Consider the following 25,997-nt stretch of genomic DNA (forward strand, 5'->3'; position numbering starts at 1 on the left):
AGGAACTTTATTATGCAAAATAAACAACAAACAACAATTCAAACTATTGGCTCAACACTACAATATTCATATCATAAAATTTTTGATTTAGATGACTTTATTTTAAGACCACAAATGCCTCAATTTCAATTAGCACTCTTTACAGAAAAAGTTTTAAAAATGAAAAAAACAATTATTTTACAATTAAATCCAACTGGATTTCAAAAAGAATTCCAAGAACTTCGTGGTACCTTACACCGACGTTCTGGTTCTAATCAATTAATATTTAAAACGCAATATACGAATATCACTTACCTTCTTACTGATAATCAACTCCGTTATATCGCTTTAATCGATTCAATATAAAAATGGTCACTTTCTATAACAACTAGAAAATGACCATTTTTTTATTTACGTTTAATTGTTGTTGGATCAAATTTTCTTTGAATAAGTGCCAAAATTGCATCAGCAATAACGGCCATTAGAGCTGTTGGCAATGCACCAGCTAAAATAATAGCTGCTCCATCAGTTGCATTTGTTCCTCGGATAATAATATCTCCAAGTCCACCTGCACCAATAAATGAACCAATTGCTGTAATACCAATTGCAACAACTAATGCATTTCTAATTCCGGCCATGATAACTGATAATGATAACGGTAACTCAATCATATAAAGGATTTGAAGTCTCGTCATTCCCATCCCTTTACCAGAATCAAGAACGCCAGGATCAACATTAATCATCCCTGAATACGTATTTTTTAAAATAGGTAATAGTGAGTAAAGTGCAACAGTTACAATAACTGTATTAACACCTAAACCTAGTCCCAACATAATAATAGATAACATTGCTAATGATGGTACAGTTTGAATAACATTAGCAGCACCTATTGCTACATCGCTCAATCTATGATGTTTTGAGATAAAAATTCCGATTGGAATCCCAATAATTGCAGCAATTATCACACCATATATTGAAATTAAAAAATGTCTTGTAAATTCTTGTAAAACATATAACCCATTATTACTAAAATAAGACATCAATTGATCAAAAGTATTCATATTAATCACCCGCCTTTTCGAAGTAATGATGTTCTTCTAAGAATTGTTTTGCAACTACTGCTGGTTCGTAAAAATCATTATCAACTTTGTAATTTAATGATTGCATTGTTGATAAATTAATTTTGTTTTTAAGTCGATCAATAAGCGGTGTTAATTCAGGATGTTCCTTCAAGATAGAATCATTTGCAACAAGGCTTGCTGAATATGGTGGGAAGAAGTGACGATCATCCTTCAAAATTTTCAGATCATAACTCTTAATTCGGCCATCAGTTGAATATCCAAGAACAACATCCATTTTACCCTTTGCCAAAGCGCTATAGACTAATCCAATCTGCATAGGATAAATGTTACCAAATTTAATATTATATTCTTTTTGGAAACCATCGTAACCATCACCTACACGGCTAATCCAGTTGGCATCAACACCGACTGTTAATTTAGATTCAATTTTTCTTAAATCAGATACTGTGTTTAAATTGTACTTTTTAGCTGTCTCTTTTGTAACCATAAATGCATAAGTATCAGCAAAACCTAAACTATCAAACCATTTCATTTGGAATCTATTTTCGAATCCATCTTTAACTATTTTATTAGCTTTAACGGTATCTTTTTCTACTGGTTTATTTAATACCGCACTTAAGTCAGTTCCTGTATATCTAGCAGATGATATATCTGCATCACCGTTTTTGAGTGCATTAAAACTTAATGTACCAGAACCTAAATTATTTATCAGTTCTACTTGATTATCTGATTCATGTTCAATCAATTGTTGTAGCATTGATCCAATAATTTGAGATTCCGTCGTTGATTGTGCGACAATTTTAATTGTCGATTCAGAGCCACCTGTTAAACCAGGAAACCCACAACTTGATAGACTCACACCGGCAAACAGAAGGCTTAAGCTAACAAGTATTTTTTTCATCGTAATTTTCATGTTAAAGCCTCCTTAATTTCTTGTTGTTTTTGGTGCTACCTTTTTTTCAACCTGTCCAAGTATAAAATCAACTAGTAAGGCTAATAAGATAACTGGAATTGTACCGCCTAAAATTAATTTTGGTTGATACAAATTTAATCCATTAAAAATCATATCCCCTAAGCCACCAGCACCAATATATGAAGCTAATGTTGCCCAAGCAATTACATAAGTTGCAGCTAAACGAATTCCAGACATAATAACCTGAGATGCCATAACTAATTCAACTTGCAGAATCGACTGCAAATTAGTCATACCCATCCCTTTAGCAGCGTCTTTTAACACTGGATCCACTTCTTTAATACCAATATACGTATTTCTTAATATTGGTAACAACGAATAGATAAATAATGCTACAACAGCTGGTAACTTACCAATCCCAAATAAAGGAATCATCATGGCTAGTAAAGCTAAAGCAGGAATTGTTTGCAACATACTAGCAATTGCAATTACAATATTGGCTGTCTTAGGTAATCTTGTTAGTAAAATTCCTAAAGGAACAGCTATTGCTACTCCAAAAAATAATGCCATTCCTGAAATTTCAATATGTTCCCATAATTTTGAGACAATCATTGCCCCATATTCTTGTAAAAATGAAGTCATTATTAACCCTCCTTCGTTGAACTTGGGCTAGTTTCATCGGTATCTGTACCTGAGTCTGACGTCATTATTTTAGTTACTTCTTCATGAGAAGCACTATTTTCATCACCCCAAAGTGCATCATAAACAATATCAACTAGGGTAGCGCGGGTTACAATTCCGACTAATATACCATCTTTATTAATAACAGGTACATTTTTAAATCCACGTTTTAAAATACGTTCAACAGTATCACGAACTAATGAATCTTCTTTAACATAGAAAATATCTTTGTTCATAATATCGCTGACACTACTTGATGTATTGAAACTATAATCTAAGCTTTCAATATCAATATAACCCTTTAAAATACCAGCATCATCAGTAACTAACAACGTATCAACTCGACGATCATGCATTAAACGAATAGCTGTTACTAATGACTTACCTGGTGTAATTGAAACTGGGTTAGCTAACATAACTTGACCAACAGTTGTAATACTTGGACGAGCTTGGATAAGTCTATCTTGACCAATCAAGTTTTCAACAAATTTATTTGCTGGATTTTTCAAAATATTATCGGGTGTATCTGCTTGAACAATCTTTCCTTCAGACATAACAACAATTCGTGTTGCTAATTTTAAAGCTTCATCCATATCATGAGTAACAAAAACGAATGTCTTACCTAAACGTTCTTGTAAATCTTTAACTAAATCTTGTAAAGCTTCTCTAGTAATAGGATCAAGCGCACCAAAAGGTTCATCCATCAAGATAATATCTTGATCAGCAGCTAAAGCTCTGACAACTCCGATTCTTTGTTGTTGCCCACCAGAAAGTTCAGATGGGTAACGGTCTAAATATGATTCTGGTAGTTCAACTAATTTAATCATTTCTTTAGCGCGTTCATCTCTTTTTTCTTCAGGCCATTTTAATAATTTTGGTACTAATGTAATATTTTCACGAATAGTCATATGTGGCATTAAACCAATATTTTGAATAACATATCCGATTTTACGACGTAATTTAACGGGATCCATTTTGGCTATATCTTTACCATCAATAGTGATTGTACCTTCTGTTTGTGTCAACATACGGTTAATCATTCTCATAGTAGTTGTTTTACCTGAACCAGATGTTCCGATGAAACAAATGAATTCACCATCTTGAACTTCCAAATTAAAATTATCTACAGCTTTATTACCTTTATAAATTTTTGATATTTTATCAAACTTAAGCATATTAGTACTCTCCTTTTTTATAACTAACCAATCATCTATTCATAGTAGTACCTTGGTTTTAATTATTTTTTTTGTGCCGTATTTAGTAATTCTTCAGCATGTTTAACAGTTAAAGGTGTAATCTCAGAACCGGCAAGCATTCGAGCAATTTCTTGAATACGATCTTCCTTAGATAACAATTTAATAGATGTTTCTGTACGTTCACAAATCACTTCTTTAGCTATAAAGTAATGGTGCTCGCTAATTGCAGCAACCTGTGGCAAATGTGTGATACATAGAACTTGTGATTGTTGGGCAATTTGATTAATTTTTTCAGCAATTGCCTGGGCAACACGTCCACTAACTCCTGTATCAACTTCATCAAATATAATACTTGTGACACCTTGCGTCCTAGAAAAAATTGTCTTTAACGCTAACATCATTCGAGAAAGTTCACCACCAGAAGCAATCTTAGCTAATGGCCCCATTGTTTCCCCAACATTTGTTTGAATATAAAATTCAACTTTATCTTGTCCGGTACTATTTAACTGATTGAGTGAATCAAATTTAACTTCAAAAACGGCTTTGTCCATATACAACTCACTTAACTGTTTATGCACTTCTTTTTGTAGAATGATGGCTGCTTTTTTTCGAACATTAGTTAATTTATCAGCCAATTTATGGGCTTCTTTTCTAGCTAAATTAACTTGATTATCTAAATCATCTGCATTACCTTCAGTTGCTTCCATTTCAATTAATTCTTCAGATATAAGACTCAAATAAGCTAATATTTTTTCAACAGAATCACCATATTTGTGTTTTAATTGTACAATTAATTCAAGCCTATTTTCAATCTCATTTAATCGTTGCTCATCCCATTCCAGGGAGTCTAACTGACGCAATAGGTCACTAGATGCATCCTGCAGCATATAATAGGCTGACGACAACCGTTCTGCTAAGTCTTTATATTCACTATCTAAATTATCAATTTTTAGCATGTTAGACATTGCAACACCAACATGGTCAACTGTATTTTCATCATCACCCGATAACGCTTGGTAACTTGCATCCAGTGACTGATTAATAGTTTGAAAATTTTCTAGACGTTCTTTTTCAGCGCTTAATATGTCTTCTTCATTTTCAATTAAATCTGCACTTTCAATTTCATCTTTTTGAAAATGTAACATATCTAATCGTTGTGCCCATTCGTTTTGATTTGTTTGTCTTTTTATTTGTAACTTATTTAGGTTTTGATAGTATTCAAATGCTTCTTGATAACTATGCTTCAGTGTTTGAATATCATTTTTAATATATTCATCTAACATGCCCAAATGCTTATCCTGTTGCATTAATTCTTGATGTTCATTTTGGCCATGAATATCAACTAACGTTTCACCAATTGATTTTAGTGTACTCGTGTTAACCAACATACCGTTTATGCGACAAATATTTTTACCAGATCTATGTATTTCACGTTGTAAAATCACAGAGTTATCATCATGGCCAATACCTAATTGGTCCAACTTCGTTAACGTATTTGAGTTTTCAGTTGGCATAAAGAGTCCTTGTAGCACCATTTTTTTTGCATCTTTTCTAATAAATTCTTGGGACCCTCTACCACCTGATAAGAGGCCCAAAGCATCAATGATAATGGATTTACCCGCACCAGTTTCACCTGTTAAAACTGTCATATTAGCCATGAAATCGATATTCAAAGAATCAATAATGGCAAAATCTTTTATTGTCAATTCTTGTAACATTTTTTTCACCCCTTTAATAGAAAAAATCTGAAACAAATGTCACAGATTTTATTTCTATCTATTCAGTTACAATCTCATTTAAAATTTTACTTAACTTTAACGCATCTTTGTTCGAGTGACAGATAATTAGAGCTGATCCATCTCCGCCTAAAGTACCAAAAACAAATGAATAATTCATTTGTTCAATTAAAGATACGATTGCTGGACCACTTCCTGGCGTCACCTTAACGAGACACATTTCATTTTGAACATCAGTTGATATAAAAGCATCTTTTAACGTTTTAGTTAATTTTTTTTCTGTATTCAATTTTTTTTGAACAGGTAAATTATAACTGTAAGTTCCATCAGCAGATGGCACTTTAATTAATTGCATTTCTTTAATATCTCTAGAAATAGTTGCTTGTGTGACTGTAATCCCTTGTTTTTTAAGCAAACTCACAAAATCTTCCTGCTTATCAATATTATTGTTCTTCAATAATTCACGAACATAACGTTGCCGTTCTTGCTTTTTCATTAAAGTCCCCCTCACCCGATAACCTCTACCACCCATAGAGTTAGTATAACGTAATTTCAATTATTATTAAAGAACTTCACTTTAAATCCTTATTTAACGGCATTCAGGTTATCGTATGCAGCAGTTAATACGCCATCGATACTAACCTTATCCGAAATCTCGCCAATTTCATTTATCGCAGACTTTAAATGAATTAAAAATTCAATATTACCTTCGCCACCCTTAATTGGTGAGTAGCTTAAATCCGCAACATTAAATCCAGTGGAAATAGAAAATTGAACAATGTCTTCGAGCACTTGACGATGAATCTTTTCATCTCGTACAATACCATGTTTTCCAACATTTTCTTTTCCTGCTTCAAATTGGGGTTTTATTAATGCCACAACATCCCCATTTTCAGTAATAATTTTCTTTAATGCAGGTAAAATAAGATGTAATGAAATAAACGATACATCTATTGTTGCAAAATTGGGTTGTCCAAATTCAAAATCTTCTTTTTTACTATATCTGAAGTTAGTATTTTCCATCACAACAACTCTTGGATCTTGTCGTAATTTCCAAACTAATTGATTGGTACCAACATCTAACGCATAACTTAATTTTGCGCCATTTTGTAAAGCAACATCGGTAAAGCCACCGGTTGATGATCCAATGTCTAAGACCGTTTTATCCTGAACGGTTGCATCAAATACTTTAAGGGCTTTTTCTAATTTAAGTCCACCGCGGCTCACATAAGGTAATTTTTTACCTTTAAAATGAAGCACAGTTTCTTCAGAAATTTTAACACCTGGTTTATCCAATCGTTCTTCATTCTCACCCAGAATTTCACCAGCCATAACTGCACGTTTGGCCTGTTCACGAGTTTCAAATAACCCTTGTTTAACTAATAAAACATCAATGCGCTCTTTTTTCATAGTGACTCCTAATTTTTTAATTTAAAGTAATGTAACAATTCTTCCAAATACTCTGTCTCCAACCCTGTTTGCTTAAGCGTTTGAATAGCATCTTTAGCTTGATTGGTTACTTCTTCGAGCATCCTATAAGCTTGATCAATTCCCATTAGTCCAGGATACGTATTTTTATTTTCTTGATTGTCTTTATGAACAGCCTTGCCCATCTCTTCAGATGTCCCAACGACATCCATAATATCATCATAGATTTGAAAAGCTAACCCAAAATGACGTCCATATGCCATAAACGCTACGTGCTGTTGGTCAGTCGCTTTTCCAAGTATGCTACCTGCGTAAACTGAAAATTCAATTAAATCACCCGTTTTACGCTTATGCACCTGTTTCAACTGCGCTAATGATAACTCTTTTTGTTCACCTTCAATATCGGCAACTTGACCGCCAACCATTCCCTCTGGGCCAGCTAACCTAGCTAGTTGACCCATTAGTAATACCTTTTGTGAATCAGGCAACTCTGCGTTACTGATCCATTCAAAGGCTAATGTATTTAGTGCATCACCAGCTAAAATTGCCATGCTTTCACCAAAAATAATATGGTTTGTTGGTTTACCACGTCTTAAATTATCATCATCCATCGCAGGCAAATCATCATGAATTAATGAATAGGTATGAATTAATTCTAATGCACCAGCAATAGAATAAACTGACTTATCAAGTTTACGATTAAGCATTTGACAAATAACAAAAATGATTAGTGGTCTAATACGTTTACCACCCGCTTCAACTGAATAAGTCATCGATTCTTTTAACTTTTTTTCAGTGTCTAAAGCCTGTAATTGATTCAACATAATTTGATTAAATTCTGGTAATACGATATCAGAAAATTTAGTTAAGTTACTCATTTTCTAAGCCTTGTTCGAATGGCACTTCTTCACCAGAATCATTCATGACACTGGTTAATGTTTTTTCAGCATTTTCCAATGTTTTTTGCAATTTTGAGCTCAACTTAACACCGTTTTGAAATTGGGTTAATGCTTTTTCTAAAGGAACATCACCTTGTTCTAGTTCTGTTACAATTTTTTCAAGTTCTACTAAGTTATCTTCAAATGTCGCTTTTTTTTCAGCCATTTTTTATTCTCCTTTTTCAACTTTTTCAATTTTTGCATATGCTTTACCATCTGTAAGGTGTAACACGACGTTATCATCTATATTCACTGAATTAATACTTTTAATAATTTTATCTTCCATAGATACGTAACTGTATCCTCGTCCCATAATCTTCAATGGACTTAATAAATCAAGCGCATTTATTTTTTCGCCAACCTGTTGTTTCTTTGTTTCAAGTAAGTAGGTCATTAATTGATGTAACTGTTTGTTTTGTTGTTTTACTTGATCTTGCAGTTGACTAACCAATTGTTGCGGATTTTGATAGCGCAACTGACCATTAGCTTGTTCAAATTGTTGTTTCTTAATTGTGATAATTTGTTTTGTTACTTGCATTAAGCGTTGTGCTAAATTGTCTAAGTTTTGAAGGTAACCCTCATATAACCGATTAGGTTGTTGAAAAACATATGATTGTTGAATCTTATCTAATTGTTGTCTTCTTAAACTTAAAATATTTTGTGTTACTTGTAATAGTCTCAATTTTAATTGATTAATCTTAATTAATTCATCGGCGTAAACAGGGACAGCTAATTCTGCTGCTGCTGTTGGCGTTGCTGCCCGAACATCGGCCACTAAATCAGCAATGGTTGTGTCTGTCTCATGTCCAACTGAAGAAATAATTGGAATCTGGCTAGCAAATATTTCCCTTGCAACAGATTCTTCATTAAATGGCCATAAATCTTCAATTGAGCCACCGCCTCGACCAATAATAATCGTGTCAAAATGGCCTAATTCGTTAATTTGTTTTAACCGCTTAACTAAATCATTAGCTGCTTTGTCACCTTGTACAATCGCAGGAAATAAAACTAATTGAGCAATCGGGTAACGTCTTTTAACGGTTGTCATAATATCTTTAATGACAGCCCCTGAAGGACTTGTAATCACAGCAATTCGTTTAGGATATTTAACCAATGCCTGTTTTGGTGCTGAAAATAATCCTTCAGCTTGTAGCTTATTTTTTAACTGCTCATAGGCTTGATATAACGCACCAACACCATCAGGTTCCATTCGCTCAATATATATTTGATAGTTACCTGTCGCTTCATATAAAGATATACGGCCCATAACTAAAACTTTCATGCCATCTTCTGGTTTAAATTTTATTTTATCAAAAGCTGAACGGAACATAATTGCGCTAATTTTAGCATGATCATCTTTTAAACTAAAATATTGATGCGCATTAGGTCGAGGTCTTAAATTTGAAATTTCGCCAGTTAAATAAACGGTCCCAAGATAAGGATCAGCATCAAATTTTTTCTTCAAATATGTTGTTAATGATGTAACTGATAAATAATTATCTTTATTCAATGCCAACACTCCGTTTTGTTAATTCAATTGTTTGTTCCATCAACATTGCAATCGTCATAGGTCCAACCCCTTTTGGTACTGGTGTCAGATATCCTGCAACCTCTGCAACTTCCTTATCGACATCTCCCGCTAACTTACCACTATCTAAGCGGTTCATCCCGACATCGATGACTACAGCACCTTGTTTCACATCGGTTTTTTTAATAAAGTTTGCTTGACCAATTGCAACGACTAAAATATCAGCCTGTTTAGTTATCTCTGATAAATTTTCCGTATGACTATGCGTTATCGTTACTGTTGCATTAGCGTTTAAAAGTAACGCCGCCATTGGTTTACCCACAATATTACTGCGGCCAACAACAACTGCATTTTTACCGTCTAAATCAATATTGTATGCGTTAAACATTCTCATAATTCCCAGTGGTGTACATGGAATTGCTAGTGGATCATTCATGGCTAATCGTCCAATATTTATCGGATGAAATCCATCAACATCTTTTTCTGGTTTAATAGCTTCGGTTATCTTTTTTTCATCAATTTGGTTCGGTAAAGGTAACTGTACTAATATGCCATTAATATCTGAATTATCATTATAGTCATTAATGAGATTTAGCAACTCTTTTTCTGATATCGTATCAGGTAATCTTTTAACAATCGATTTTATCCCAATAGATTCAGCAATTCGATGCTTATTCTTAACATATATTTTACTTGCTGGATTTTCTCCAACTACAATAACAGCTAATGTAGGAAAGACATTCTTTTTCTTTAAAGCTTCTATCTCAGATTTTAAATTATCCGTCGTTATTTGTGCCAATTTTTTACCATCAATTAATTTAGCCATAATTTAGCACCTCTATTCCATTTTTACTTCTTACATTTTATCATATTTAAGGTATTCATTTCTAAAAAAAAAGTGTCGCAAAAAATGCAACACTTCTCAATCATTATTATTCATTTGTTTTTTCAATATCAACAGGCATTTTTTCAACAACTGGATCTAACACACCATTAACAAATTTTCTTGATTCATCATCACTAAATTCTTTAGCAATTTCTAAAGCTTCATTCAATGCTACCTTAGCAGGAACATCATCTACGTATTTCATTTCGTAAATAGCTAATCTCAAAATAATTAAATCCGTATTGTTTAAGCGTGATAGTTTCCAGCGTGATGTTAGATTTTCTTCAATAACAGAATCTATCTCAGCTTGTTTATCACTAACACCTGAAACTAATGCTTCTAAATAAGGTGGAATTACAGCCGACTCTTCATCAGGAACTTCTAACAATTCACGATAAATAGCCTCTCTATCACCATCTGGGTTAGAATTTAACGCAAATAATGCTTGAAATGCTTTTTCGCGAATCGTATGTCTAGTTACTATTACACTCACTAATTTTCACCATCTTTTTCTGAAAATAAATCGTCAGTATCTATCTTATCGGCTTCCTTTTCAGGAATAACCCCTTCAACATGAACATTTACTTCAATAATTTCTAAACCTGTCATAAATAGTAATTGTTGTTTAATCTTTTCTTGCATCACTAATGCAACCTTAGGAACAGATACACCGTAATCAAGGTAAACAAAAACATCAATATTCAACTGGTCATCTGTTAAATCAAGTTTAACACCCTTACCCAGTGACTTTTTACGGCCAAATAATTCAGTTAAATTTTTAGCAATTGTCCCACGCATTGAGTAAACACCATCAATTTGGTTAGCAGCAATTCCAACAATAATTTCAATAACTTCAGGTGCAATCTTAATGTCACCCAAAGAAGGTTCAGTACTTTTTAAAACAATATTTGTTTCTTCAGCCATAAGTTTAACCTCCGTCGATTTATTGTGCTCTGGAAATATATGTGCCATCTTGTGTATTAATAATTAACATTTCATCTTCATTAACGAAGAATGGCACTTGTACAACTAATCCTGTTTCAAGAACAGCAGGTTTAGTTCCACCAGATTGTGTATTACCTTTAATACCCGCTTCAGTTGATGCTACTTTTAATTCAACTGTATTAGGAACGTCAACACCAAGTGTTTCAGTGCCAAACATAATAACATTAACAATTAAGTTTTCTTTCAAATAATTTAATTGTTCATGCACGCGTTCTTCTGGTAATTCTAATTGTTCATATGTATCCATATCCATAAATACATAGTTGTTACCATCAGCATAAAGATATTGCATTTTTTTATTATCAATTTGTGCTTTTTGAACTTTTTCACCAGCACGGAATGTTTTTTCTTGAGCAGCACCTGTACGGAGATTCTTTAGTTTTGATCGAACAAAAGCAGAACCTTTACCCGGTTTAACATGTTGAAATTCAACAACACGCCATAAATCACCATCAACTTCGATTGTAACACCATTTTTAAATTCATTAACGGACATCATAATATAATATTCCTCCTACTATCTCGTGTATCTCATAGTTCTAATAATAGCAATAATGGACATATAAAAGCAAGTTAAAGTCTATATTATCATTAATTTTTTAGAAGAATTCGTTAACATTTGATAGCCATTCTCAGTCACTAAAATATCATCCTCAATTCGAACCCCACTAAGGTTTGGTACATAAATCCCTGGTTCAATTGTAATGACGTCGCCTGCTTGCAAAACACTGTTTGAATCATCCAATTTAATATTAGGTAATTCATGAATTGATAGGCCAATTCCATGCCCAATCCCATGATTAAAATATTTACCATATCCTGCATCGGCGATTGTTTCATTAGCAACTCTAGCTAATTCACTTAATTTTATTCCCGGTTTAATTAATGAAATCACTCGTTCTTGTGTCGTTAAAACAGACTCGTAGATATGTTTTAATTCATCAGATATCGATCCCACGGCGATGGTCCTTGTGACATCAAATGTATAGTTCTCGTAATAATAGCCAAAATCTATCGTAATCAGATCCTGGTCTTGAATCTTTCGTTTTGAAACCGTTGCATGTGGCCATGTTGAATGAATACCGCTTGCTACAATTGTTTCAAAAGATTCACTCATAGTACCTAAATTTTTGATATAACTATCTAGCCGATTAGCAATTTCAATTTCTGTTTGACCAACTTCAATCGTCGACACAATATAATTGAAAGCTTCATCAGCTAATTTTCCTGCTTTTATTAATTTTATCTGCTCATCCTTATCTTTAACACGTCGTAATTCGTCAACAATATTAGTAAATGGCACCAAATCACTAACAAGGATTTCATCTAATTGATCATACTCTAAAAATGATATTGATGATTCAAATCCCATAACTGTTAATCCTTTTTCACTAATTATGTCAGATACAGCACCCAGATAATCACGCGTAAATTTTATTTCTAATTTTTTATCATGATTTTCTAGTGCCAATTCAAATCTTAGGTCAGTGATTAAAAATTGTTGTGTATCAGTAATTAACAATACACCATCACCTTCAAAACCACTTAAATAAAATATGTTTGTCGTATCCGTCACTAGAAATGCATCAATCGAGAGTTTCTCAAAAGTTGATTGTAATTGTTTAATTCTATCAAAATTCATTTAAACACTCCTTTTATGTACAAAAAAAGGAAATCTCTATCATAAAATGAAGAGGTTTCCTTTGAGTTATTATTATTCAGCTACAGGGTATACAGAGACTTGTTTCTTATCGCGGCCTTTACGTTCGAAGCGAACGATACCATCGACTTTAGCAAACAAAGTATCATCTCCACCTTTACCAACGTTAACACCAGGATAAATACGTGTTCCACGTTGACGATAAAGAATTGAACCACCTGTTACTTCTTGTCCGTCAGCTCTTTTTGAGCCTAAACGTCTACCGACAGAATCACGGCCATTAGAAGTAGAACCCCCACCTTTTTTATGTGAGAAAAATTGTAAATTCATTAACATAATCAATGCACCTCCTTGTTATAGTCTTATTATTTAAGTGTTAATTTAATGTAATCTTGATAGTTTTGCTCAATTGACTGTAGTCCTAAAACTAAACTTTCTAAAAATAACTGTCCTGTAGCATCGTTTAACTCAGATTCTGATAGTTTAACTTTCATTAATCCACCATTATCTTCATCCATCTCAACATCAGGATTAAGTTTAGCAAGTTCGGTCAAACTATTAACTGTATTGATAGTCAATACCGAAACCGCAGCACACACAATATCTTGACCATATTCACCAGAATCAGCATGCCCTGTTATTTCAAACGCATCGATGATTTTGGCATCTCTCCGAGAAATAACTGCACGTATCATACTAGTAGCCTACTTTCAAAATTATGCGTTAATAGCATCGATAACAACCTTAGTATATGGTTGACGATGACCTTGTTTTGTATGAGAATGTTTCTTAGGTTTGTATTTGAAAGTAACAACTTTCTTTTCACGGCCTTGTTTTTCAACAGTACCAGTTACTGTAGCACCTTTAACAAAAGGAGCACCAATAACGGTTTTTTCGCCACCAACTAAAACAATTTCATCAAATGTAACTTTTTCACCAGCTTCTGCTGATAATTTTTCAATGTAAATAGCTTCTCCGGCTTCAACTTTAAGTTGTTTGCCACCTGTTTTAATAATTGCGTACATGTGTATTACACCTCCTTATAGATTACTTAGACTCGCCGTAATTTAGTGATCAGATTTAGACAACCTGACGCTTAAAAACTTAAAACGTGCGGTTGCAGTTGTGGTGTTCACAAATACAACGTTATTATAATATCAAATGTAACTTCTTAAGTCAACGTTATCCATCATTTTCAACAAAAAAGTTTGTTAAATTGACTCCGTTACTTGTATCAACGCCAGTAATTTCTTTTAAAACCTTAGCAACGTAGTGCGGTGTGTAGATCATATCGTCTCGTAACCAACGTTTAATGAAGCCTAGGTGCGCTGATGCAACATAGGATACTTGTAACTCGTTTGGTATCTTAGATACTTCAAAATCGCCTGCTAACTGTTCTCTAAAGTTATTTAAGTAGATAACTAGTCTATCATATACTTTATCAGAAAAAGCGACATCTTCTTGACTATTTAAAAGTACGCCAAACATCATTGATTCATCTTGTAAGTAGTTAAACACCCGATTTAAACAACAAACTTCAACTGGTTTCGAATAAACGTACGCTTTATCTGGTGATTGTTTTGACATAATCATAATGTAATCAAAAAAGTCATCTAAAATTTCATCCATTGCCCGATTAATAAAATCTTGTTTGTCATGATAATGCAGATAGAATGTTCCTCGAGTGACATTTGCTTCCTGAGTAATCTTTTGAACGCTAATATTTTCAACTTTGTAATGTTTCATGAGTACAACTAATGATTTTTTTAAATTTTGTCTTGTTCTCTTTACCCGTGGATCATTAGAATCAACCATTTTTCAACCTCTTTATTCATAATTAAATAGTCTTTATCTCCATTTATGTCTATTACTTTCTTATTATAGAACATTTCATCAAAACTTTCATTCATGTTTTTGATAATTTATAAGAGTTCTACCAATTTCCATTGACAAGTACCAGTATTTTATCATATACTATTAAATGTTGTTATGACTCGGTAGCTCAGCTGGATAGAGCATCCGCCTTCTAAGCGGACGGTCGTGAGTTCGAATCTCACCCGAGTCATAGATATCCATTCTAGACCGATTTATAAAAATAGGAATGCCTTTAAACGGGCGTTCCTATTTTTTTATTTAGGTGAAAACAGACTATAAAGGATAGAATGCTCAAAACATTTGTTGCATATTTGTTGCATGGATATTTTTATCAATAAATCTACTAAAGTATTAAAATATCAGGCGATAAGAAAGCATTTTCTGTCGGTAAGGCTGTTGGCAACGCTTTATATTGTATTACTGGAAAACACGTTAAAAATATCAAGCAATTACTTAAGCTTTAGTAAATTGTTTGAAATAAAACTATTAAAAAATCCCCTAACCTGTTGGTAGCAAGTTAGAGGGTATAAATATATTAACAAATAATTTTATCATATTTCTAGGAGTAGAGATATAGATTTCGGAGGAAATATATTCATGAGTACTACATTTACAATTATTTTTCTTATTGGTTTAGTTGTTTTTTTTACAGGTGTAACTTGGTTTATTGTAGCTTGGGGTAATAAAGCTTCTAATTTAATACCACTAATTTTATTGATTGCCGGTTTAGGCATATCAATTATTTCTTTTAGCGTGATGTCGGTAACATCTGATAAAGATTCGTCAGCGCGTTCATCGTCTAATTTTAGATCGTCAAGTGCTAGTGACTCGTCAGAATCAGATGATGATTCTAGTTATGATGACGATGATGATTCATATGTTGACGATGAATCTGAATCTGATTCAGAATCTGACGATGAGTCATACACTGATGATGAATCCGATTCAGAATCTACTTCATCTTTTGGCGATTCTGTAGATTTAACTGACGACTCAAAGATAACCGTTGACTCTGCTGAAAAAGAAACGTCAGTTCCTTTAAATGATGTTAAATCCGGTGATACACAAGTTGCTGTTAAAGTAACCGTTCAAAATAATGGTACAGGTCCACTAGATTTCAATGGTCAAAAGTTTGACGTCTATGATAGTGATGATACTATTGGGGAATTTAATTCAGAGACTTACTCTGGTAATATTCCAAATTCAATAGCTGCCGGAAAAAAAGCTGTAATGACATTATACTTTACAACTTCTAATGCTGGTCCGTTCTCTGTCACTTACGGGGACTCAACTTGGGAATAAATATTTAACTAATTTTAACGAGTGTATAGATACTTCAAGCAGGTGCAACTCCTGCTGCTCGTTTTTGTTTATCTACGTGCATAGGAATCACGTTAAAAGCTAAAAAGGAGAATATTATCATGAAAGTTTTTAATGTTAGTTTAGTTGTTAATGAAAATTGTATTACAGAATATGAACATTTTATTGATCCTCTAGTGACGCAATCAAAAAAAGAATCTGGTAATATTTCATACAATCATTTTAAACAATTAGGTGCCAACAATCGTTATGCAATAATTGAGCATTGGCAAGACCAAGACGCAGTTAACTTCCACAATGAAACAACTTATTTTAAAGAATTTTTAGCAGGCATCAATCAATTTGTAACTGAAGAATTACAAGTTATTGTAATGGACGCCTAACTACCCTTTCGACCACCAGTTAAGCTGGCTATGAGTGCAAGGCTCATTGGTCGTATTGCTACAAAATTTTAAAAATTTAAGGAGATTTAATTTATGGGAGCTACTTCAATTTCAGCCAGACACGCAAATACAACTCGTATAAAGGAAAAGTTGGTACCGTTTCTAAAAACCTGATTAATCGCCGTTTCTTTTCGGACCGACCTTATCAAAAACTAGCAACAGATGTTACAGAAGTCCGTTGGGGTGACGAAACAATCGATGAACGGGCCCATTTCACCTGTATTTATGATCTGTTTTCAGGCAAAATTCTAAGTCATCAGATTAGTAAACATCCAACAGTTAAATTTACAACAAAGGTTTTGAAACAAGCAATTGCAAAAATCCCAAAAGATTTAAATTATCGAACGACGATTCATTCTGACCAAGGATTCCAATATCAACACAAAAATTGGGTTACTATTCTCAAAAAATATCGTATTTTTCAGAGTATGTCACGTAAAGCAACATGTTTAGATAACGCTGCCATGGAAAGCTTTTTCCATATTATGAAAGCTGAAGCTTTCTATCAAAAAGAAACCGATACATATGAAACACTAGTTTCACAAGTACCGGTTTGGATAAATGACTATAATTTTTCACGAATTAAAATAAAATTGGGTTGTAAAAGCCCGGTTGAACACCGAATTTTTATAACCCAGAATGCTGCATAAAGCTTCGTCCAATATTTAGGGTTCACTTCATTTTATTATTTTTTATTATTGACTCAGCTTCTTCTTCTCCAGCCTCTATAGCCTTTTTTTGAGTATCTCGGATGATGTCTAAAATAAGCCCAAAAATATTCAAAGACGCCGTAAATACTAAAATTAAAACTATTCCTTTCAAATACAAAATTACTTCAAAATCAATAAAGGTTTCAAATGATATTAACATAGTACTAATTGATATTCCAACTATGGTTAGCCATAAAAATGAAGTCCACATAAATGGTGTGAATATTTCAACAAATACGTTTTTTAATTGAGTATCTGTTTTAGAAACTAAATATATGTGTCCTAAATTATCTATATCAAAGATACTTTTAACCGCAACAAATAATGCGAATGTAAAAGATAATCCGGTAACAGAAATACCCAATAAGCTTGAAACTTCATAATTAACATTAATAATATCCGGAAAAAATAAATATATTATTGTAAATATTACATTTATCGAAATTCCAATTTTAGAGTATATATTGCATATAGTTGCTCGTTTTGAAGTCCATAATGCTCTCATCAATGATTTATTATCTACCATACTATCACCTATTTATGAAAATTTTTATTAACTATTACAGGTACAATTTTCATTATACTCATTGCCCTATGTTTTATCGATTTAAGGTATCCTCGCTTAGCATCTTCACCCAATTGTTTACTTAACTCTACTGTATTTACTTTTTCTCCTCTAGGGGCACTATATATTTTTTTCACATCTTCAGCATTTATACGTTTTCGACTAGCAAGGTCCCTATCTTCAACTTGCTGGGCACCATTAGGATAGACAAGATGTACTGTTACTCTTGCATAATCTTGCTTAATGCTAACGCTATCTTGAACTGCATTAACTGATACAGCACCCATATTGGTATTTTCTGCTGTATTTATAAATGATTCTATTCTTTCAGACATACTAATAGCTTCTTTCAAACTTTTGTCATTAGTAGAAATTAAAATTTTTTCAGTTTCCAATTCATAAAAAAAATTCACTCCAGCATTTATATATTCTTTATCCTGAATATACCGTATTATTTTTCTAGCCTCTAGCATCATTTTACGACCATGTCCGTAACGTCCGTACCCTTTTAAGTTGCCTATTATATCATCTTCTAAAACATCATCTAATGATTCTTTTAAAAATGGATATTTTTTAAGTAATTTGTCCATTTTTGTTCTCATTTCAACTTTTGTAACGCCCAAAAATTCTTTTGTCCATAAAATGCCCGAATTTTTTTCATAGTTTTCTATAACAGCAAAATATTCCTCTTCTATTTTTTTAGATTGAGCAACAAATTCTGTATATTCTATAGATTTGGATAATTCTTCTTTAACATCAGTATCCTTAAAAATAAAATTTAAATATGTTCCCCTTTCAAATCCATTAGGTATTCCAAAACTATTAGTTAGATCATCCTTTATTACATTATGTTTAAGCTGTTTCCAACCTTCTGATTTTCTTTCAACGTAAGTTCTAATTATATTTGGTGCTAAATTTAATTTAAATACATAATAATTGTCCAAATAGTTACTCCTCCAAATAATTTATACTCGCTCTATTATTAAACAATAAAAAAGACAGGTAAACAATACCTTTCTCATGTGTGTATAAATATTTGGATTAGAGATTAATAACTGATATCAAAATATCATATTACTAATATAACAGATTAATCACTTCAATTTGTTCACTAAATGTTCACTTTTTGAAATCATGTAAGTCTTCAATTAAGAATGAATCAGCAAACTGTAAGCATGCTCGATTCTTGTAAAAACTGTATCTCGTCTTTTCATATCCTAAATCATCCATTTCAATATCATTTTATTTATTATCTTCTGCAATATAGACATCTATTAATATTTTTCTACTAATAGTGTCACAACTCTTTAAAGCTACTAGAACATTATTAATAACTTGCTCAGCATAGATACGTTTAGTTATGGTCTCTTCGTGTTGATTGTTCCCTGAGGTACTTTTTAGGCATATCCATGATAATTGGCGACTTAATTCCGCTAATATCCTTCTGACTATATCTCTGCATTTTTGGTAACCATACTTTAAAAAAACGTTTAACCTTATTAATTGTAGATTTTTCATTGACTTGTGGGAATAGTTCGTTAAATGAAGATATAGCATTTCCCCCTTTACGTTTGTTATAATCATTGCCAGTCAGAGTAATAGTTGTATGTATAAGTCACCTTACTAAGTGGGTTTTATGTTATCTAAATCATTAATGAAACTCAAGTAGTGTAATTTCTCTGATTACTTCATTCTTCTCCTAAATGGTCAACTCATGAATAGTATCAATAACTGCGCTACCTTTATAAGAAAAATTATTGTTAAATTTGATAATCATCTGAGGAACGTCATTCTGATTAGAGCAACGCATTAACTCATCCCTGTAAATTTTTTTGATACGTAGTCATCTGTTAACAGAAACTATTAGTCCTATAGTTTCTACTGAATGTACCACTATTTAAATATCATTTATTCAACATTCTATAGCTTTGCTATTCAGATCCAGCAATTTCATAAATAGTCAGTATTAGTTAAAAACAAAATACTGAGTTTACAATAACAGTTCTGAATTAGTAAGATATTAACCTAAACAAATACCTAGCCTTCATTTAAATAATTAATTTATCACCCAAGAAAATTTTGATGCATTTTAATAATAAAAATCATCCACAAGTTTATTTTCACCAACACCAAACATTTTTACCTACTCCCAGTTGTTATAATTTGTAGAATAACTGATAATTAGTTATTATAGAGAGGCATAAAAAAGTTTGGAGGAATTAGAATGAAATTATTAAATGATAGCACTCTAGAAAAAATCGGGAAGTTTGCAAGTATTTTATCTATCTTAATGTATGTCTCATACATCCCACAAATCATTTCCAACCTTAATGGTAGCCAGGGTAATCCTGTTCAGCCCTTGGTTGCCTGTATTAATTGCATATTTTGGACTGTCTATGGCGTATGTGGTAAAAATAAAGACTGGCCTATATTCTTTGCAAACGTACCGGGTATCTTTCTAGGCGCCATCGCTTTCTTCACTGCCTTATAAAATATCATATACATAAAATAGAATACTTACGTGCAGATAGGGAATCACGTTAAAAGCTCCATACGGGGGAATTCTTCATGAAACTAAAAATTAACACTGCAGCAGGTACTTTCGATATCATAAATACTATATTAGTAGCCTTTTCTTGGCTTATCGTTATTTTAACTGGTATCAATAAATCTACTGTAACATCACACGCTGTCTCTGGAACATCAACCTTAACTAGCGGTACAGCTATTTTCTTTTATATTATGCTAGGAATTGGCCTTATTCTTCACATTGTTGCACTTGTTCAATCAAGAAAAGCTGATATCTCTATTACTGGCCATGTTCTTGGTATTATTGGTTGCGGTTTATTTCTTTTATCAATGGTTTTTGCCCTTCCTACATTTATTTTATTAATCATTGCAGCAGTTTTCACACTCAAACAAGCTCCTGCTAAGCACTAATAAACAAAATTTAACATAAATTTCTAACGAGCGTATAGATACTTTTAGTAGGTGCGATTCCTACTGCTCGCTTTGCACCATAAAAATATTGGGGGATTTAAAATGAAAAAATTTATTAGCTTACTAGGGGTTCTAAGCGTATCAATGCTACTATTGTCTGCTTGCGAATATAGTTATAATTCTGATTCCAGTTCTAACAAAAATAGCTCTTCTTCTCAACAGTCGTCTGCATCATCCAACACAAAGGCCTCATCTTCTAAGGCCAAAGATTCTTCTAAAGAATCTTCATCATCTACTAAGAAGACATCTTCTTCTGAGAGCTTTGATATTAATGATAGTACTTCGTCTGCTAAAGACGTTCATATTCATGAATCTGAAGATGGTGCTGATTTTAATTTTGATACTGGTTCTTGATTTTTTACTTAAGTTAATTTTAAAAGAGATTAGTCTCATTCAAATAAAAACTGTTATTCAGTTATTAACACAAAAAAGCCTTCAATATTGGACAAAAATCCAATGTCGAAGGCTTTTCTTTATTAAAATTTAAAATACGAATTATTAATGATTCCTTATTTACGACGCTCAGTTGTAAATTAATTACTAATAATACGATACCAAGCTCTTAAAATTCAGTAACCTGCTTAAATTTTTGTCCAATATTATTGGTTAGCTCCAATTTAAGACTGTTTTAATTAATAATTATTTTCTTGTCTTTCAATATTTTCCATATTTTTTTTAACAAATTCATTTTCAATATCATTCCAAGACAATTTTAAATCAACTAACCCGAATTTAATAAAAAGATGCCAAGCATGTTTAAAATCTTCTAATTTATGACTAAATAAACTTTTAGAAATCATTAATTTTAACGATAAAAAGACTTTATTCAATGACATTGTCATAGGCTTTTTTGCAAAATCATCCATCTCTTCGTCACTAATTAATAATAAATAGGTCCATTTATTTTGATTGGCAATATTAAAAAAGAAACTCATTGCATCAACATATTCTGAGAGTACTGTCTCTTCATGCGTTTTGCCTTTTTCCATTTTTTGTCCACGATTTTCTTTCCAGACTTTAAACCATTCAACCGTGTTGGCTAATTCTGATAGTTCAACATCCAAGCTCACATAGGCGTTAAACAATCTCTCTTCAGGACTCCATCTAATTTTTTTATCTTGAATAACATCCCGATCAAAGCTTCGTTCCATTTGGATCATATCTGTTAAGTTCACTAAATTTTCCTCCAAAAAAATCTGCCCACTAGTAACTAACGGACAGACATTTTTTTATTATTTAAAAATCAAGGGATCTGATTTAATACTTAATTCATTTATATTATTCAAGTACCAATTTCTAATGAAAGGTTCATTCAACAAAATATCGAACCATGAAATTTCTTGGGCAGCATCCATAACAGCAACGACCCATTTTTCATTATCACTCTCACCCATTTGTTGTTGATCATAAATTGTTATTTCAGATTTAGCTAATTTTAAAACAGCACTATTATTTGCGCCTGCTTCAACCATTAACTCATTTTCTGAAGCAAGTACAAATAATTCATCGATAACACTTCGTTTAAGTATATCTTCAGACAATTCGTATCTTGCTGGATTACCTGAATCCAATAGATTAAGATCAACGCTAAATCCATAATCTTCTTTTAAATACGTCGCAAAATCAATTAACATCATTTCAAGATATTTAATCGATTTTGCGTCTAATTTTTCCAAGTAACTAACAATTAAGACATTTGTAATAGCTGTACTATTAATTCGAATCATTCTTTTACGTAAATTTAAATAAAATAAAGATTCTCCTGATTCTTGTGCAACATAATAAGCGCCATCATTATCATCAATTTTAAAGGAAAAACTATCTACGACATTAATCCCAGGTATTTCATGGACAAGTGCTTTTCTAGGCTCTGAGAAGTGTAAAATAGCCGTTTCATTATCATGCAAGTCCATTAAACGGTTAAAGAAGAGTAAACAATAATCTGCAGCACTATATTTTTGCGGGAATGTTAAATAATTAGTGTCAAGTTGATAACCCATCAAACTCATTGCGGCATCAATCAACTCAACTTTATCCTGGGTATTCATTAAAACATCTAATGTTTCCGTAAATTTAATCCCATTGTTCAGACTTAATTTAATTTGTTCATTAAAGTTTACTAAACGCGATTTTGTAGAAACTAACTGCTTTTCTTTTTCAGCCATTATTCAGTCACCTGTCCTTTTTGACTAATTAAGTGAGATAAATAACTGTAATATAAGGCATCATTTTGTTTAGTGAATTTTTCAAAATCACCAAATATACCAATAACACTTTGTCTTTCATAACCAATCAACGTATCTTCTTTGGCTAAACTTAAAACATCAGTCTCACTTGATTTAATATCTTGATATGCACTGCTGGCTTTTTCATCCATCTCAGTTAACTCTGTTAATCTTTCTTTTAACACGCGACGTTCTTCACGAATACGTCCAGCATCCCAAGGACGCCCTTTTTCTTGTGAATTACGTTTCATATCTTCGCGAATTTTGTCTTTTTCAGCGTCACGTTCATCCTGAGAATCAACTAATTCTTGACGTTCTTTATTTTGAATTGATATTTGATTAATTTTATCTGTATTAACACGTTTATTCGTTTCTTCCAATTCAAAAGACTTAGCTAATTTAGCTAGTTCTTCTTCATCAAATTTAAATTCAACATTTAAAACGTCTAAATAGCCAAATTCTTTTCGATCCCACCAATTACCAAAATGAATTTTGAATTTTCCAACTTCCATTTCTTCAAAATAGAAGAATGGATACGTATCACGTAAATATGAGATAAGTTTCAAACTTAAATATTGTTGAATTTGTGGATAATCTTTAATGACCAACTCTTCTTGAATGGCAGATTCCGAAACGCTTCTTTTCTTTAACACTAGTTGTGCGTAACGAGATTGGTTAATGAGTTGATAAACTAATCGATCATCTTCTTGTTTAATCGCCTCTCTAAGTTGATTTAAGTACTCAACTTTTTTAGATAGAGTGCGTTCGATATTGTTTGTAGCTTCACTGTGATCCGATAAATTAAATTGATTGTCTTTTATCATAGTTTACCCCTTATTCATATTTAATGATTATTTTTTTTACTATGTATTGTGATTTTTCTTTGCATAATCAAAAAAACTAAAACAATTTTACTTGTCCTAGTTTCATTATCAATCATTTAGTTAGTCATTTCAAACCTTTATTACACTTTTTTTAATAAAGTTCTAAATATTGATCTCTTTCCCATTCAGAAACTTCTTGACGGTAAGCAGCCCATTCTAATTTTTTGGCTTCAATAAAGCTTGGATATAAATGAGGACCCATTGCTTTTTCCATGATATCATCTTTTTCCAATGCTTTAATGGCATTGTGTAGTGTCGATGGTAAGTCACTAATATGATTATCTTGGCGTTCTTGACGGTTCATTACGTAAATATTTCTATCAACAGATGCAGGTGGTACAACTTTATTTCTAAGTCCATCAAGTCCTGCTTCTAAAATAGCCGCAATAACAAGATAAGGATTAGCAGTTGCATCAACACTTCTTAACTCTAATCGAGTTGATAACCCACGAGCCATTGGTACACGAACTAATGGCGATCGGTTACGTCCAGACCAAGCAACATAAACAGGTGCCTCAAATCCAGGGACAAGACGTTTATATGAGTTAACTGTTGGATTAGTAATTGCTGTGTAACCACGTGCATGTTGTAATAAACCACCTAAGAAGTGGTAGGCATCTTCAGATAATTGCATCTTATCTTTTTCATCAAAGAATGCATTACCATCTTTATGAAATAATGACATATTAATATGCATCCCTGAACCATTAATTCCATTCAATGGTTTTGGCATAAATGTCGCATGTAGACCATGTTTTCTAGCTACCGTTTTAACGACTAATTTAAATGTTTGGATGTTATCACAGGCTTGTAAAGCATCTGCGTATTTAAAATCAATTTCATGTTGGCCAGGTGCTACTTCATGATGAGAAGCTTCAACATCAAAACCCATGTTTTCAAGTTCTAACACGATATCTCGACGACAATTTTCACCTAAATCAACTGGTGCTAAATCAAAATAGCTACCTTTATCGTTTAATTGTGTTGTAGGTTTTCCCGTTATAGGGTCTAATTTAAATAAGAAAAATTCTGGTTCAGGTCCAATATTAAATTCAGTAAACCCTAAATCATTCATTTCTTTTAAGACACGGATAAGGTTATTTCTTGGATCACCTTGGAATGGTTTACGTTCAGCGTTATAAACTTCACAAATAATACGCGCAATTTTTCCATGTTCATGTTCCCATGGGAAAATCATCCAAGTTGATAAATCTGGGTATAAGTACATATCACTTTCTTCGATTCGAACGAATCCGTCGATTGAAGAACCATCGAACATTAATTTGTTTTCTAATAATTTGTCTAGTTGGCTAATCGGAACTTCCACGTTCTTAATAATTCCGAATAAATCTGTAAACATAAGTCTTAAAAATTTAACGTTCTCTTTTTTTGCCATTGTAACAATGTCATCTTTAGTGTATGCAGCTTTTGCCATTTTATCTCTCCTCAGTATTTATAATTTATAGACGCTTGTTTGTGTTAAAAGAAGGATCGTCAGGATTTTTAAGTCCACTAACTGAAAGAAATTCATTTTGAAAAATATGTCTAACATCATTATCTGTCAAAGGCTTTTCTAACAATTTGCGTTGCTTTTTAGCCTGTGCTTCCTTTTCAAAATAAATTTCTTTAATGCCAACCATATTCATGCCTTCATCTAAATAATCTTTAATTTCAAATAACTTATCAATATCATTCAGTGAATACATTCTGCGATTACCATCATTTCTTTGGGGCATAATTAACTCCTGCTCCTCATAATAACGAATTTGACGAGCCGTTAAGTCCGTTAATTTCATTACCGTTCCAATTGGTAATACCGCTAATGATCGTCTGAGTTCCTTCTCTTTCATAAACAAGCCTCCTTTTTAATTACATCCTTATAGTAACAAGGAAATAAATGACTGTCAACGTACAATGTTAGATTTTATAACATAGCTTACAGT

32 protein-coding genes, 1 tRNA gene, 1 pseudogene and 1 other annotated feature are annotated in these 25,997 nt (G+C 32.4%); of the genes and pseudogenes, 8 read left to right on the forward strand and 26 right to left on the reverse strand.

Features of this window, described 5'->3' with window-relative positions:
- Positions 1-12: 12 nt before the first annotated feature.
- Positions 13-345: a hypothetical protein gene (locus tag AC1RPW_RS02890; protein ID WP_409022619.1), complete on the forward strand. Its 333-nt coding sequence runs from the start codon at positions 13-15 to the stop codon at positions 343-345.
- A gap of 41 nt (positions 346-386) precedes the next feature.
- Here the strand turns inward: AC1RPW_RS02890 and AC1RPW_RS02895 are convergent, their stop codons facing one another.
- The 19 genes from AC1RPW_RS02895 to AC1RPW_RS02985 all read right to left on the reverse strand — a co-directional run bounded on the left by AC1RPW_RS02895 (position 387) and on the right by AC1RPW_RS02985 (position 14,847).
- Positions 387-1,040, reverse strand: a complete 654-nt coding sequence (locus AC1RPW_RS02895; RefSeq protein WP_481761252.1) for an ABC transporter permease — start codon at positions 1,038-1,040, stop codon at positions 387-389.
- Position 1,041: 1 nt separating this feature from the next.
- The gene (locus AC1RPW_RS02900) at positions 1,042-1,962 is read right to left on the reverse strand and encodes an osmoprotectant ABC transporter substrate-binding protein (protein ID WP_481761403.1); all 921 of its coding nucleotides are present in this window, start codon (positions 1,960-1,962) and stop codon (positions 1,042-1,044) included.
- 24 nt (positions 1,963-1,986) lie between these two features.
- Complete coding sequence (locus tag AC1RPW_RS02905; protein WP_481761251.1) at positions 1,987-2,616, reverse strand: ABC transporter permease; 630 nt, start codon at positions 2,614-2,616, stop codon at positions 1,987-1,989.
- Positions 2,617-2,618: 2 nt separating this feature from the next.
- Positions 2,619-3,830, reverse strand: coding sequence for a betaine/proline/choline family ABC transporter ATP-binding protein (locus AC1RPW_RS02910; protein ID WP_481761250.1), 1,212 nt, complete (start codon positions 3,828-3,830; stop codon positions 2,619-2,621).
- A 62-nt stretch (positions 3,831-3,892) separates the two neighbouring features.
- Entirely contained in the window at positions 3,893-5,569 is a 1,677-nt protein-coding gene (gene recN / locus AC1RPW_RS02915; RefSeq protein ID WP_481761249.1) for a DNA repair protein RecN, read from the reverse strand.
- A 58-nt stretch (positions 5,570-5,627) separates the two neighbouring features.
- Complete coding sequence (locus AC1RPW_RS02920; protein WP_481761248.1) at positions 5,628-6,083, reverse strand: arginine repressor; 456 nt, start codon at positions 6,081-6,083, stop codon at positions 5,628-5,630.
- 89 nt (positions 6,084-6,172) lie between these two features.
- Positions 6,173-6,997 carry a TlyA family RNA methyltransferase gene (locus tag AC1RPW_RS02925; protein ID WP_481761247.1) on the reverse strand — a complete coding sequence of 275 codons (825 nt, stop codon included), beginning with the start codon at positions 6,995-6,997 and terminating at the stop codon, positions 6,173-6,175.
- Between the two features lie 8 nt (positions 6,998-7,005).
- Positions 7,006-7,893: a polyprenyl synthetase family protein gene (locus tag AC1RPW_RS02930; RefSeq protein WP_481761246.1), complete on the reverse strand. Its 888-nt coding sequence runs from the start codon at positions 7,891-7,893 to the stop codon at positions 7,006-7,008.
- Positions 7,886-8,119 carry an exodeoxyribonuclease VII small subunit gene (locus AC1RPW_RS02935; protein WP_409022627.1) on the reverse strand — a complete coding sequence of 78 codons (234 nt, stop codon included), beginning with the start codon at positions 8,117-8,119 and terminating at the stop codon, positions 7,886-7,888. The genes AC1RPW_RS02930 and AC1RPW_RS02935 overlap by 8 nt, the downstream gene beginning before the upstream one ends.
- Before the next feature lie 3 nt (positions 8,120-8,122).
- Complete coding sequence (xseA, locus tag AC1RPW_RS02940; protein WP_481761245.1) at positions 8,123-9,463, reverse strand: exodeoxyribonuclease VII large subunit; 1,341 nt, start codon at positions 9,461-9,463, stop codon at positions 8,123-8,125.
- A complete protein-coding gene (gene folD, locus AC1RPW_RS02945; RefSeq protein WP_481761244.1) occupies positions 9,456-10,307 on the reverse strand; it encodes a bifunctional methylenetetrahydrofolate dehydrogenase/methenyltetrahydrofolate cyclohydrolase FolD in 852 nt (283 codons plus the stop codon). The genes xseA and folD overlap by 8 nt, the downstream gene beginning before the upstream one ends.
- A 106-nt stretch (positions 10,308-10,413) precedes the next feature.
- A complete protein-coding gene (gene nusB / locus AC1RPW_RS02950) occupies positions 10,414-10,851 on the reverse strand; it encodes a transcription antitermination factor NusB (protein WP_409022798.1) in 438 nt (145 codons plus the stop codon).
- 8 nt (positions 10,852-10,859) lie between these two features.
- Positions 10,860-11,291, reverse strand: a complete 432-nt coding sequence (locus tag AC1RPW_RS02955; protein WP_409022630.1) for an Asp23/Gls24 family envelope stress response protein — start codon at positions 11,289-11,291, stop codon at positions 10,860-10,862.
- Positions 11,292-11,310: 19 nt separating this feature from the next.
- Complete coding sequence (gene efp / locus AC1RPW_RS02960) at positions 11,311-11,871, reverse strand: elongation factor P (protein WP_409022631.1); 561 nt, start codon at positions 11,869-11,871, stop codon at positions 11,311-11,313.
- Positions 11,872-11,952: 81 nt separating this feature from the next.
- Positions 11,953-13,014, reverse strand: coding sequence for a M24 family metallopeptidase (locus AC1RPW_RS02965; RefSeq protein ID WP_481761243.1), 1,062 nt, complete (start codon positions 13,012-13,014; stop codon positions 11,953-11,955).
- Positions 13,015-13,086: 72 nt separating this feature from the next.
- A complete protein-coding gene (gene rpmA / locus AC1RPW_RS02970; protein ID WP_083478911.1) occupies positions 13,087-13,374 on the reverse strand; it encodes a 50S ribosomal protein L27 in 288 nt (95 codons plus the stop codon).
- A 23-nt stretch (positions 13,375-13,397) separates the two neighbouring features.
- Positions 13,398-13,727: a ribosomal-processing cysteine protease Prp gene (locus AC1RPW_RS02975; RefSeq protein ID WP_409022633.1), complete on the reverse strand. Its 330-nt coding sequence runs from the start codon at positions 13,725-13,727 to the stop codon at positions 13,398-13,400.
- A 21-nt stretch (positions 13,728-13,748) separates the two neighbouring features.
- A complete protein-coding gene (rplU, locus tag AC1RPW_RS02980) occupies positions 13,749-14,057 on the reverse strand; it encodes a 50S ribosomal protein L21 (protein ID WP_409022634.1) in 309 nt (102 codons plus the stop codon).
- An 18-nt stretch (positions 14,058-14,075) separates the two neighbouring features.
- Positions 14,076-14,161 (reverse strand) — a sequence feature (ribosomal protein L21 leader region).
- A 53-nt stretch (positions 14,162-14,214) separates the two neighbouring features.
- Positions 14,215-14,847, reverse strand: a complete 633-nt coding sequence (locus AC1RPW_RS02985) for a TetR/AcrR family transcriptional regulator (RefSeq protein ID WP_409022635.1) — start codon at positions 14,845-14,847, stop codon at positions 14,215-14,217.
- 176 nt (positions 14,848-15,023) lie between these two features.
- On the opposite strand from AC1RPW_RS02985, the gene AC1RPW_RS02990 reads away from it, so the two are divergent.
- The 4 genes and pseudogenes from AC1RPW_RS02990 to AC1RPW_RS03005 all read left to right on the forward strand — a co-directional run.
- Positions 15,024-15,097, forward strand: a tRNA-Arg gene (locus AC1RPW_RS02990).
- A gap of 407 nt (positions 15,098-15,504) precedes the next feature.
- A complete protein-coding gene (locus AC1RPW_RS02995; RefSeq protein WP_481761242.1) occupies positions 15,505-16,209 on the forward strand; it encodes a DUF4352 domain-containing protein in 705 nt (234 codons plus the stop codon).
- A 119-nt stretch (positions 16,210-16,328) separates the two neighbouring features.
- The gene (locus AC1RPW_RS03000) at positions 16,329-16,610 is read left to right on the forward strand and encodes a putative quinol monooxygenase (protein ID WP_481761241.1); all 282 of its coding nucleotides are present in this window, start codon (positions 16,329-16,331) and stop codon (positions 16,608-16,610) included.
- 116 nt (positions 16,611-16,726) lie between these two features.
- Positions 16,727-17,320: pseudogene (locus tag AC1RPW_RS03005) on the forward strand (IS3 family transposase); the annotation flags it as partial.
- Between the two features lie 22 nt (positions 17,321-17,342).
- Here the strand turns inward: AC1RPW_RS03005 and AC1RPW_RS03010 are convergent.
- Complete coding sequence (locus AC1RPW_RS03010; protein ID WP_481761240.1) at positions 17,343-17,906, reverse strand: hypothetical protein; 564 nt, start codon at positions 17,904-17,906, stop codon at positions 17,343-17,345.
- A gap of 8 nt (positions 17,907-17,914) precedes the next feature.
- Positions 17,915-18,889 carry a hypothetical protein gene (locus tag AC1RPW_RS03015; RefSeq protein WP_481761239.1) on the reverse strand — a complete coding sequence of 325 codons (975 nt, stop codon included), beginning with the start codon at positions 18,887-18,889 and terminating at the stop codon, positions 17,915-17,917.
- Between the two features lie 1,280 nt (positions 18,890-20,169).
- Here AC1RPW_RS03015 and AC1RPW_RS03020 point away from each other — a divergent pair.
- The 3 genes from AC1RPW_RS03020 (at position 20,170) to AC1RPW_RS03030 (ending at position 21,299) form a co-directional block, all read left to right on the forward strand.
- Positions 20,170-20,436 (forward strand): SemiSWEET family transporter, encoded by a 267-nt coding sequence (locus AC1RPW_RS03020; protein ID WP_481761237.1) that lies wholly within the window; start codon positions 20,170-20,172, stop codon positions 20,434-20,436.
- Between the two features lie 77 nt (positions 20,437-20,513).
- Positions 20,514-20,885 carry a transporter gene (locus tag AC1RPW_RS03025; RefSeq protein WP_409022645.1) on the forward strand — a complete coding sequence of 124 codons (372 nt, stop codon included), beginning with the start codon at positions 20,514-20,516 and terminating at the stop codon, positions 20,883-20,885.
- Positions 20,886-21,029: 144 nt separating this feature from the next.
- A complete protein-coding gene (locus AC1RPW_RS03030) occupies positions 21,030-21,299 on the forward strand; it encodes a hypothetical protein (protein WP_481762174.1) in 270 nt (89 codons plus the stop codon).
- Positions 21,300-21,577: 278 nt separating this feature from the next.
- Here AC1RPW_RS03030 and AC1RPW_RS03035 read toward each other — a convergent pair whose 3' ends face one another.
- The 5 genes from AC1RPW_RS03035 to AC1RPW_RS03055 all read right to left on the reverse strand — a co-directional run bounded on the left by AC1RPW_RS03035 (position 21,578) and on the right by AC1RPW_RS03055 (position 25,904).
- The gene (locus AC1RPW_RS03035; protein WP_481761235.1) at positions 21,578-22,120 is read right to left on the reverse strand and encodes a dUTP diphosphatase; all 543 of its coding nucleotides are present in this window, start codon (positions 22,118-22,120) and stop codon (positions 21,578-21,580) included.
- Positions 22,121-22,177: 57 nt separating this feature from the next.
- Positions 22,178-23,110: a hypothetical protein gene (locus AC1RPW_RS03040; protein WP_481761234.1), complete on the reverse strand. Its 933-nt coding sequence runs from the start codon at positions 23,108-23,110 to the stop codon at positions 22,178-22,180.
- Complete coding sequence (locus tag AC1RPW_RS03045; protein WP_481761233.1) at positions 23,110-23,994, reverse strand: exonuclease SbcC; 885 nt, start codon at positions 23,992-23,994, stop codon at positions 23,110-23,112. Before AC1RPW_RS03045 ends, AC1RPW_RS03040 begins: the two co-directional genes overlap by 1 nt.
- 151 nt (positions 23,995-24,145) lie before the next feature.
- Positions 24,146-25,489 (reverse strand): type I glutamate--ammonia ligase, encoded by a 1,344-nt coding sequence (glnA, locus tag AC1RPW_RS03050; protein ID WP_409022650.1) that lies wholly within the window; start codon positions 25,487-25,489, stop codon positions 24,146-24,148.
- Positions 25,490-25,514: 25 nt separating this feature from the next.
- Positions 25,515-25,904, reverse strand: a complete 390-nt coding sequence (locus tag AC1RPW_RS03055) for a MerR family transcriptional regulator (RefSeq protein ID WP_481761232.1) — start codon at positions 25,902-25,904, stop codon at positions 25,515-25,517.
- Positions 25,905-25,997: the final 93 nt, after the last annotated feature.

It is taken from the genome of Dellaglioa sp. CoH-55-MRSF-8 (assembly GCF_056782195.1).

What these genes read in the sequence shown, in the direction of transcription:
- AC1RPW_RS02890 (WP_409022619.1), top strand. Translation starts at nt 13, where the DNA reads ATGCAAAATAAACAACAAACAACAATTCAAACTATTGGCTCAACACTA.
- AC1RPW_RS02895 (WP_481761252.1), bottom strand. Translation starts at nt 1,040, where the DNA reads ATGAATACTTTTGATCAATTGATGTCTTATTTTAGTAATAATGGGTTA.
- AC1RPW_RS02900 (WP_481761403.1), bottom strand. Translation starts at nt 1,962, where the DNA reads ATGAAAAAAATACTTGTTAGCTTAAGCCTTCTGTTTGCCGGTGTGAGT.
- AC1RPW_RS02905 (WP_481761251.1), bottom strand. Translation starts at nt 2,616, where the DNA reads ATGACTTCATTTTTACAAGAATATGGGGCAATGATTGTCTCAAAATTA.
- AC1RPW_RS02910 (WP_481761250.1), bottom strand. Translation starts at nt 3,830, where the DNA reads ATGCTTAAGTTTGATAAAATATCAAAAATTTATAAAGGTAATAAAGCT.
- recN (WP_481761249.1), bottom strand. Translation starts at nt 5,569, where the DNA reads ATGTTACAAGAATTGACAATAAAAGATTTTGCCATTATTGATTCTTTG.
- AC1RPW_RS02920 (WP_481761248.1), bottom strand. Translation starts at nt 6,083, where the DNA reads ATGAAAAAGCAAGAACGGCAACGTTATGTTCGTGAATTATTGAAGAAC.
- AC1RPW_RS02925 (WP_481761247.1), bottom strand. Translation starts at nt 6,997, where the DNA reads ATGAAAAAAGAGCGCATTGATGTTTTATTAGTTAAACAAGGGTTATTT.
- AC1RPW_RS02930 (WP_481761246.1), bottom strand. Translation starts at nt 7,893, where the DNA reads ATGAGTAACTTAACTAAATTTTCTGATATCGTATTACCAGAATTTAAT.
- AC1RPW_RS02935 (WP_409022627.1), bottom strand. Translation starts at nt 8,119, where the DNA reads ATGGCTGAAAAAAAAGCGACATTTGAAGATAACTTAGTAGAACTTGAA.
- folD (WP_481761244.1), bottom strand. Translation starts at nt 10,307, where the DNA reads ATGGCTAAATTAATTGATGGTAAAAAATTGGCACAAATAACGACGGAT.
- AC1RPW_RS02955 (WP_409022630.1), bottom strand. Translation starts at nt 11,291, where the DNA reads ATGGCTGAAGAAACAAATATTGTTTTAAAAAGTACTGAACCTTCTTTG.
- efp (WP_409022631.1), bottom strand. Translation starts at nt 11,871, where the DNA reads ATGATGTCCGTTAATGAATTTAAAAATGGTGTTACAATCGAAGTTGAT.
- AC1RPW_RS02965 (WP_481761243.1), bottom strand. Translation starts at nt 13,014, where the DNA reads ATGAATTTTGATAGAATTAAACAATTACAATCAACTTTTGAGAAACTC.
- AC1RPW_RS02975 (WP_409022633.1), bottom strand. Translation starts at nt 13,727, where the DNA reads ATGATACGTGCAGTTATTTCTCGGAGAGATGCCAAAATCATCGATGCG.
- rplU (WP_409022634.1), bottom strand. Translation starts at nt 14,057, where the DNA reads ATGTACGCAATTATTAAAACAGGTGGCAAACAACTTAAAGTTGAAGCC.
- AC1RPW_RS02985 (WP_409022635.1), bottom strand. Translation starts at nt 14,847, where the DNA reads ATGGTTGATTCTAATGATCCACGGGTAAAGAGAACAAGACAAAATTTA.
- AC1RPW_RS02995 (WP_481761242.1), top strand. Translation starts at nt 15,505, where the DNA reads ATGAGTACTACATTTACAATTATTTTTCTTATTGGTTTAGTTGTTTTT.
- AC1RPW_RS03000 (WP_481761241.1), top strand. Translation starts at nt 16,329, where the DNA reads ATGAAAGTTTTTAATGTTAGTTTAGTTGTTAATGAAAATTGTATTACA.
- AC1RPW_RS03010 (WP_481761240.1), bottom strand. Translation starts at nt 17,906, where the DNA reads ATGGTAGATAATAAATCATTGATGAGAGCATTATGGACTTCAAAACGA.
- AC1RPW_RS03020 (WP_481761237.1), top strand. Translation starts at nt 20,170, where the DNA reads ATGAAATTATTAAATGATAGCACTCTAGAAAAAATCGGGAAGTTTGCA.
- AC1RPW_RS03025 (WP_409022645.1), top strand. Translation starts at nt 20,514, where the DNA reads ATGAAACTAAAAATTAACACTGCAGCAGGTACTTTCGATATCATAAAT.
- AC1RPW_RS03030 (WP_481762174.1), top strand. Translation starts at nt 21,030, where the DNA reads ATGCTACTATTGTCTGCTTGCGAATATAGTTATAATTCTGATTCCAGT.
- AC1RPW_RS03040 (WP_481761234.1), bottom strand. Translation starts at nt 23,110, where the DNA reads ATGGCTGAAAAAGAAAAGCAGTTAGTTTCTACAAAATCGCGTTTAGTA.
- AC1RPW_RS03045 (WP_481761233.1), bottom strand. Translation starts at nt 23,994, where the DNA reads ATGATAAAAGACAATCAATTTAATTTATCGGATCACAGTGAAGCTACA.
- glnA (WP_409022650.1), bottom strand. Translation starts at nt 25,489, where the DNA reads ATGGCAAAAGCTGCATACACTAAAGATGACATTGTTACAATGGCAAAA.
- AC1RPW_RS03055 (WP_481761232.1), bottom strand. Translation starts at nt 25,904, where the DNA reads ATGAAAGAGAAGGAACTCAGACGATCATTAGCGGTATTACCAATTGGA.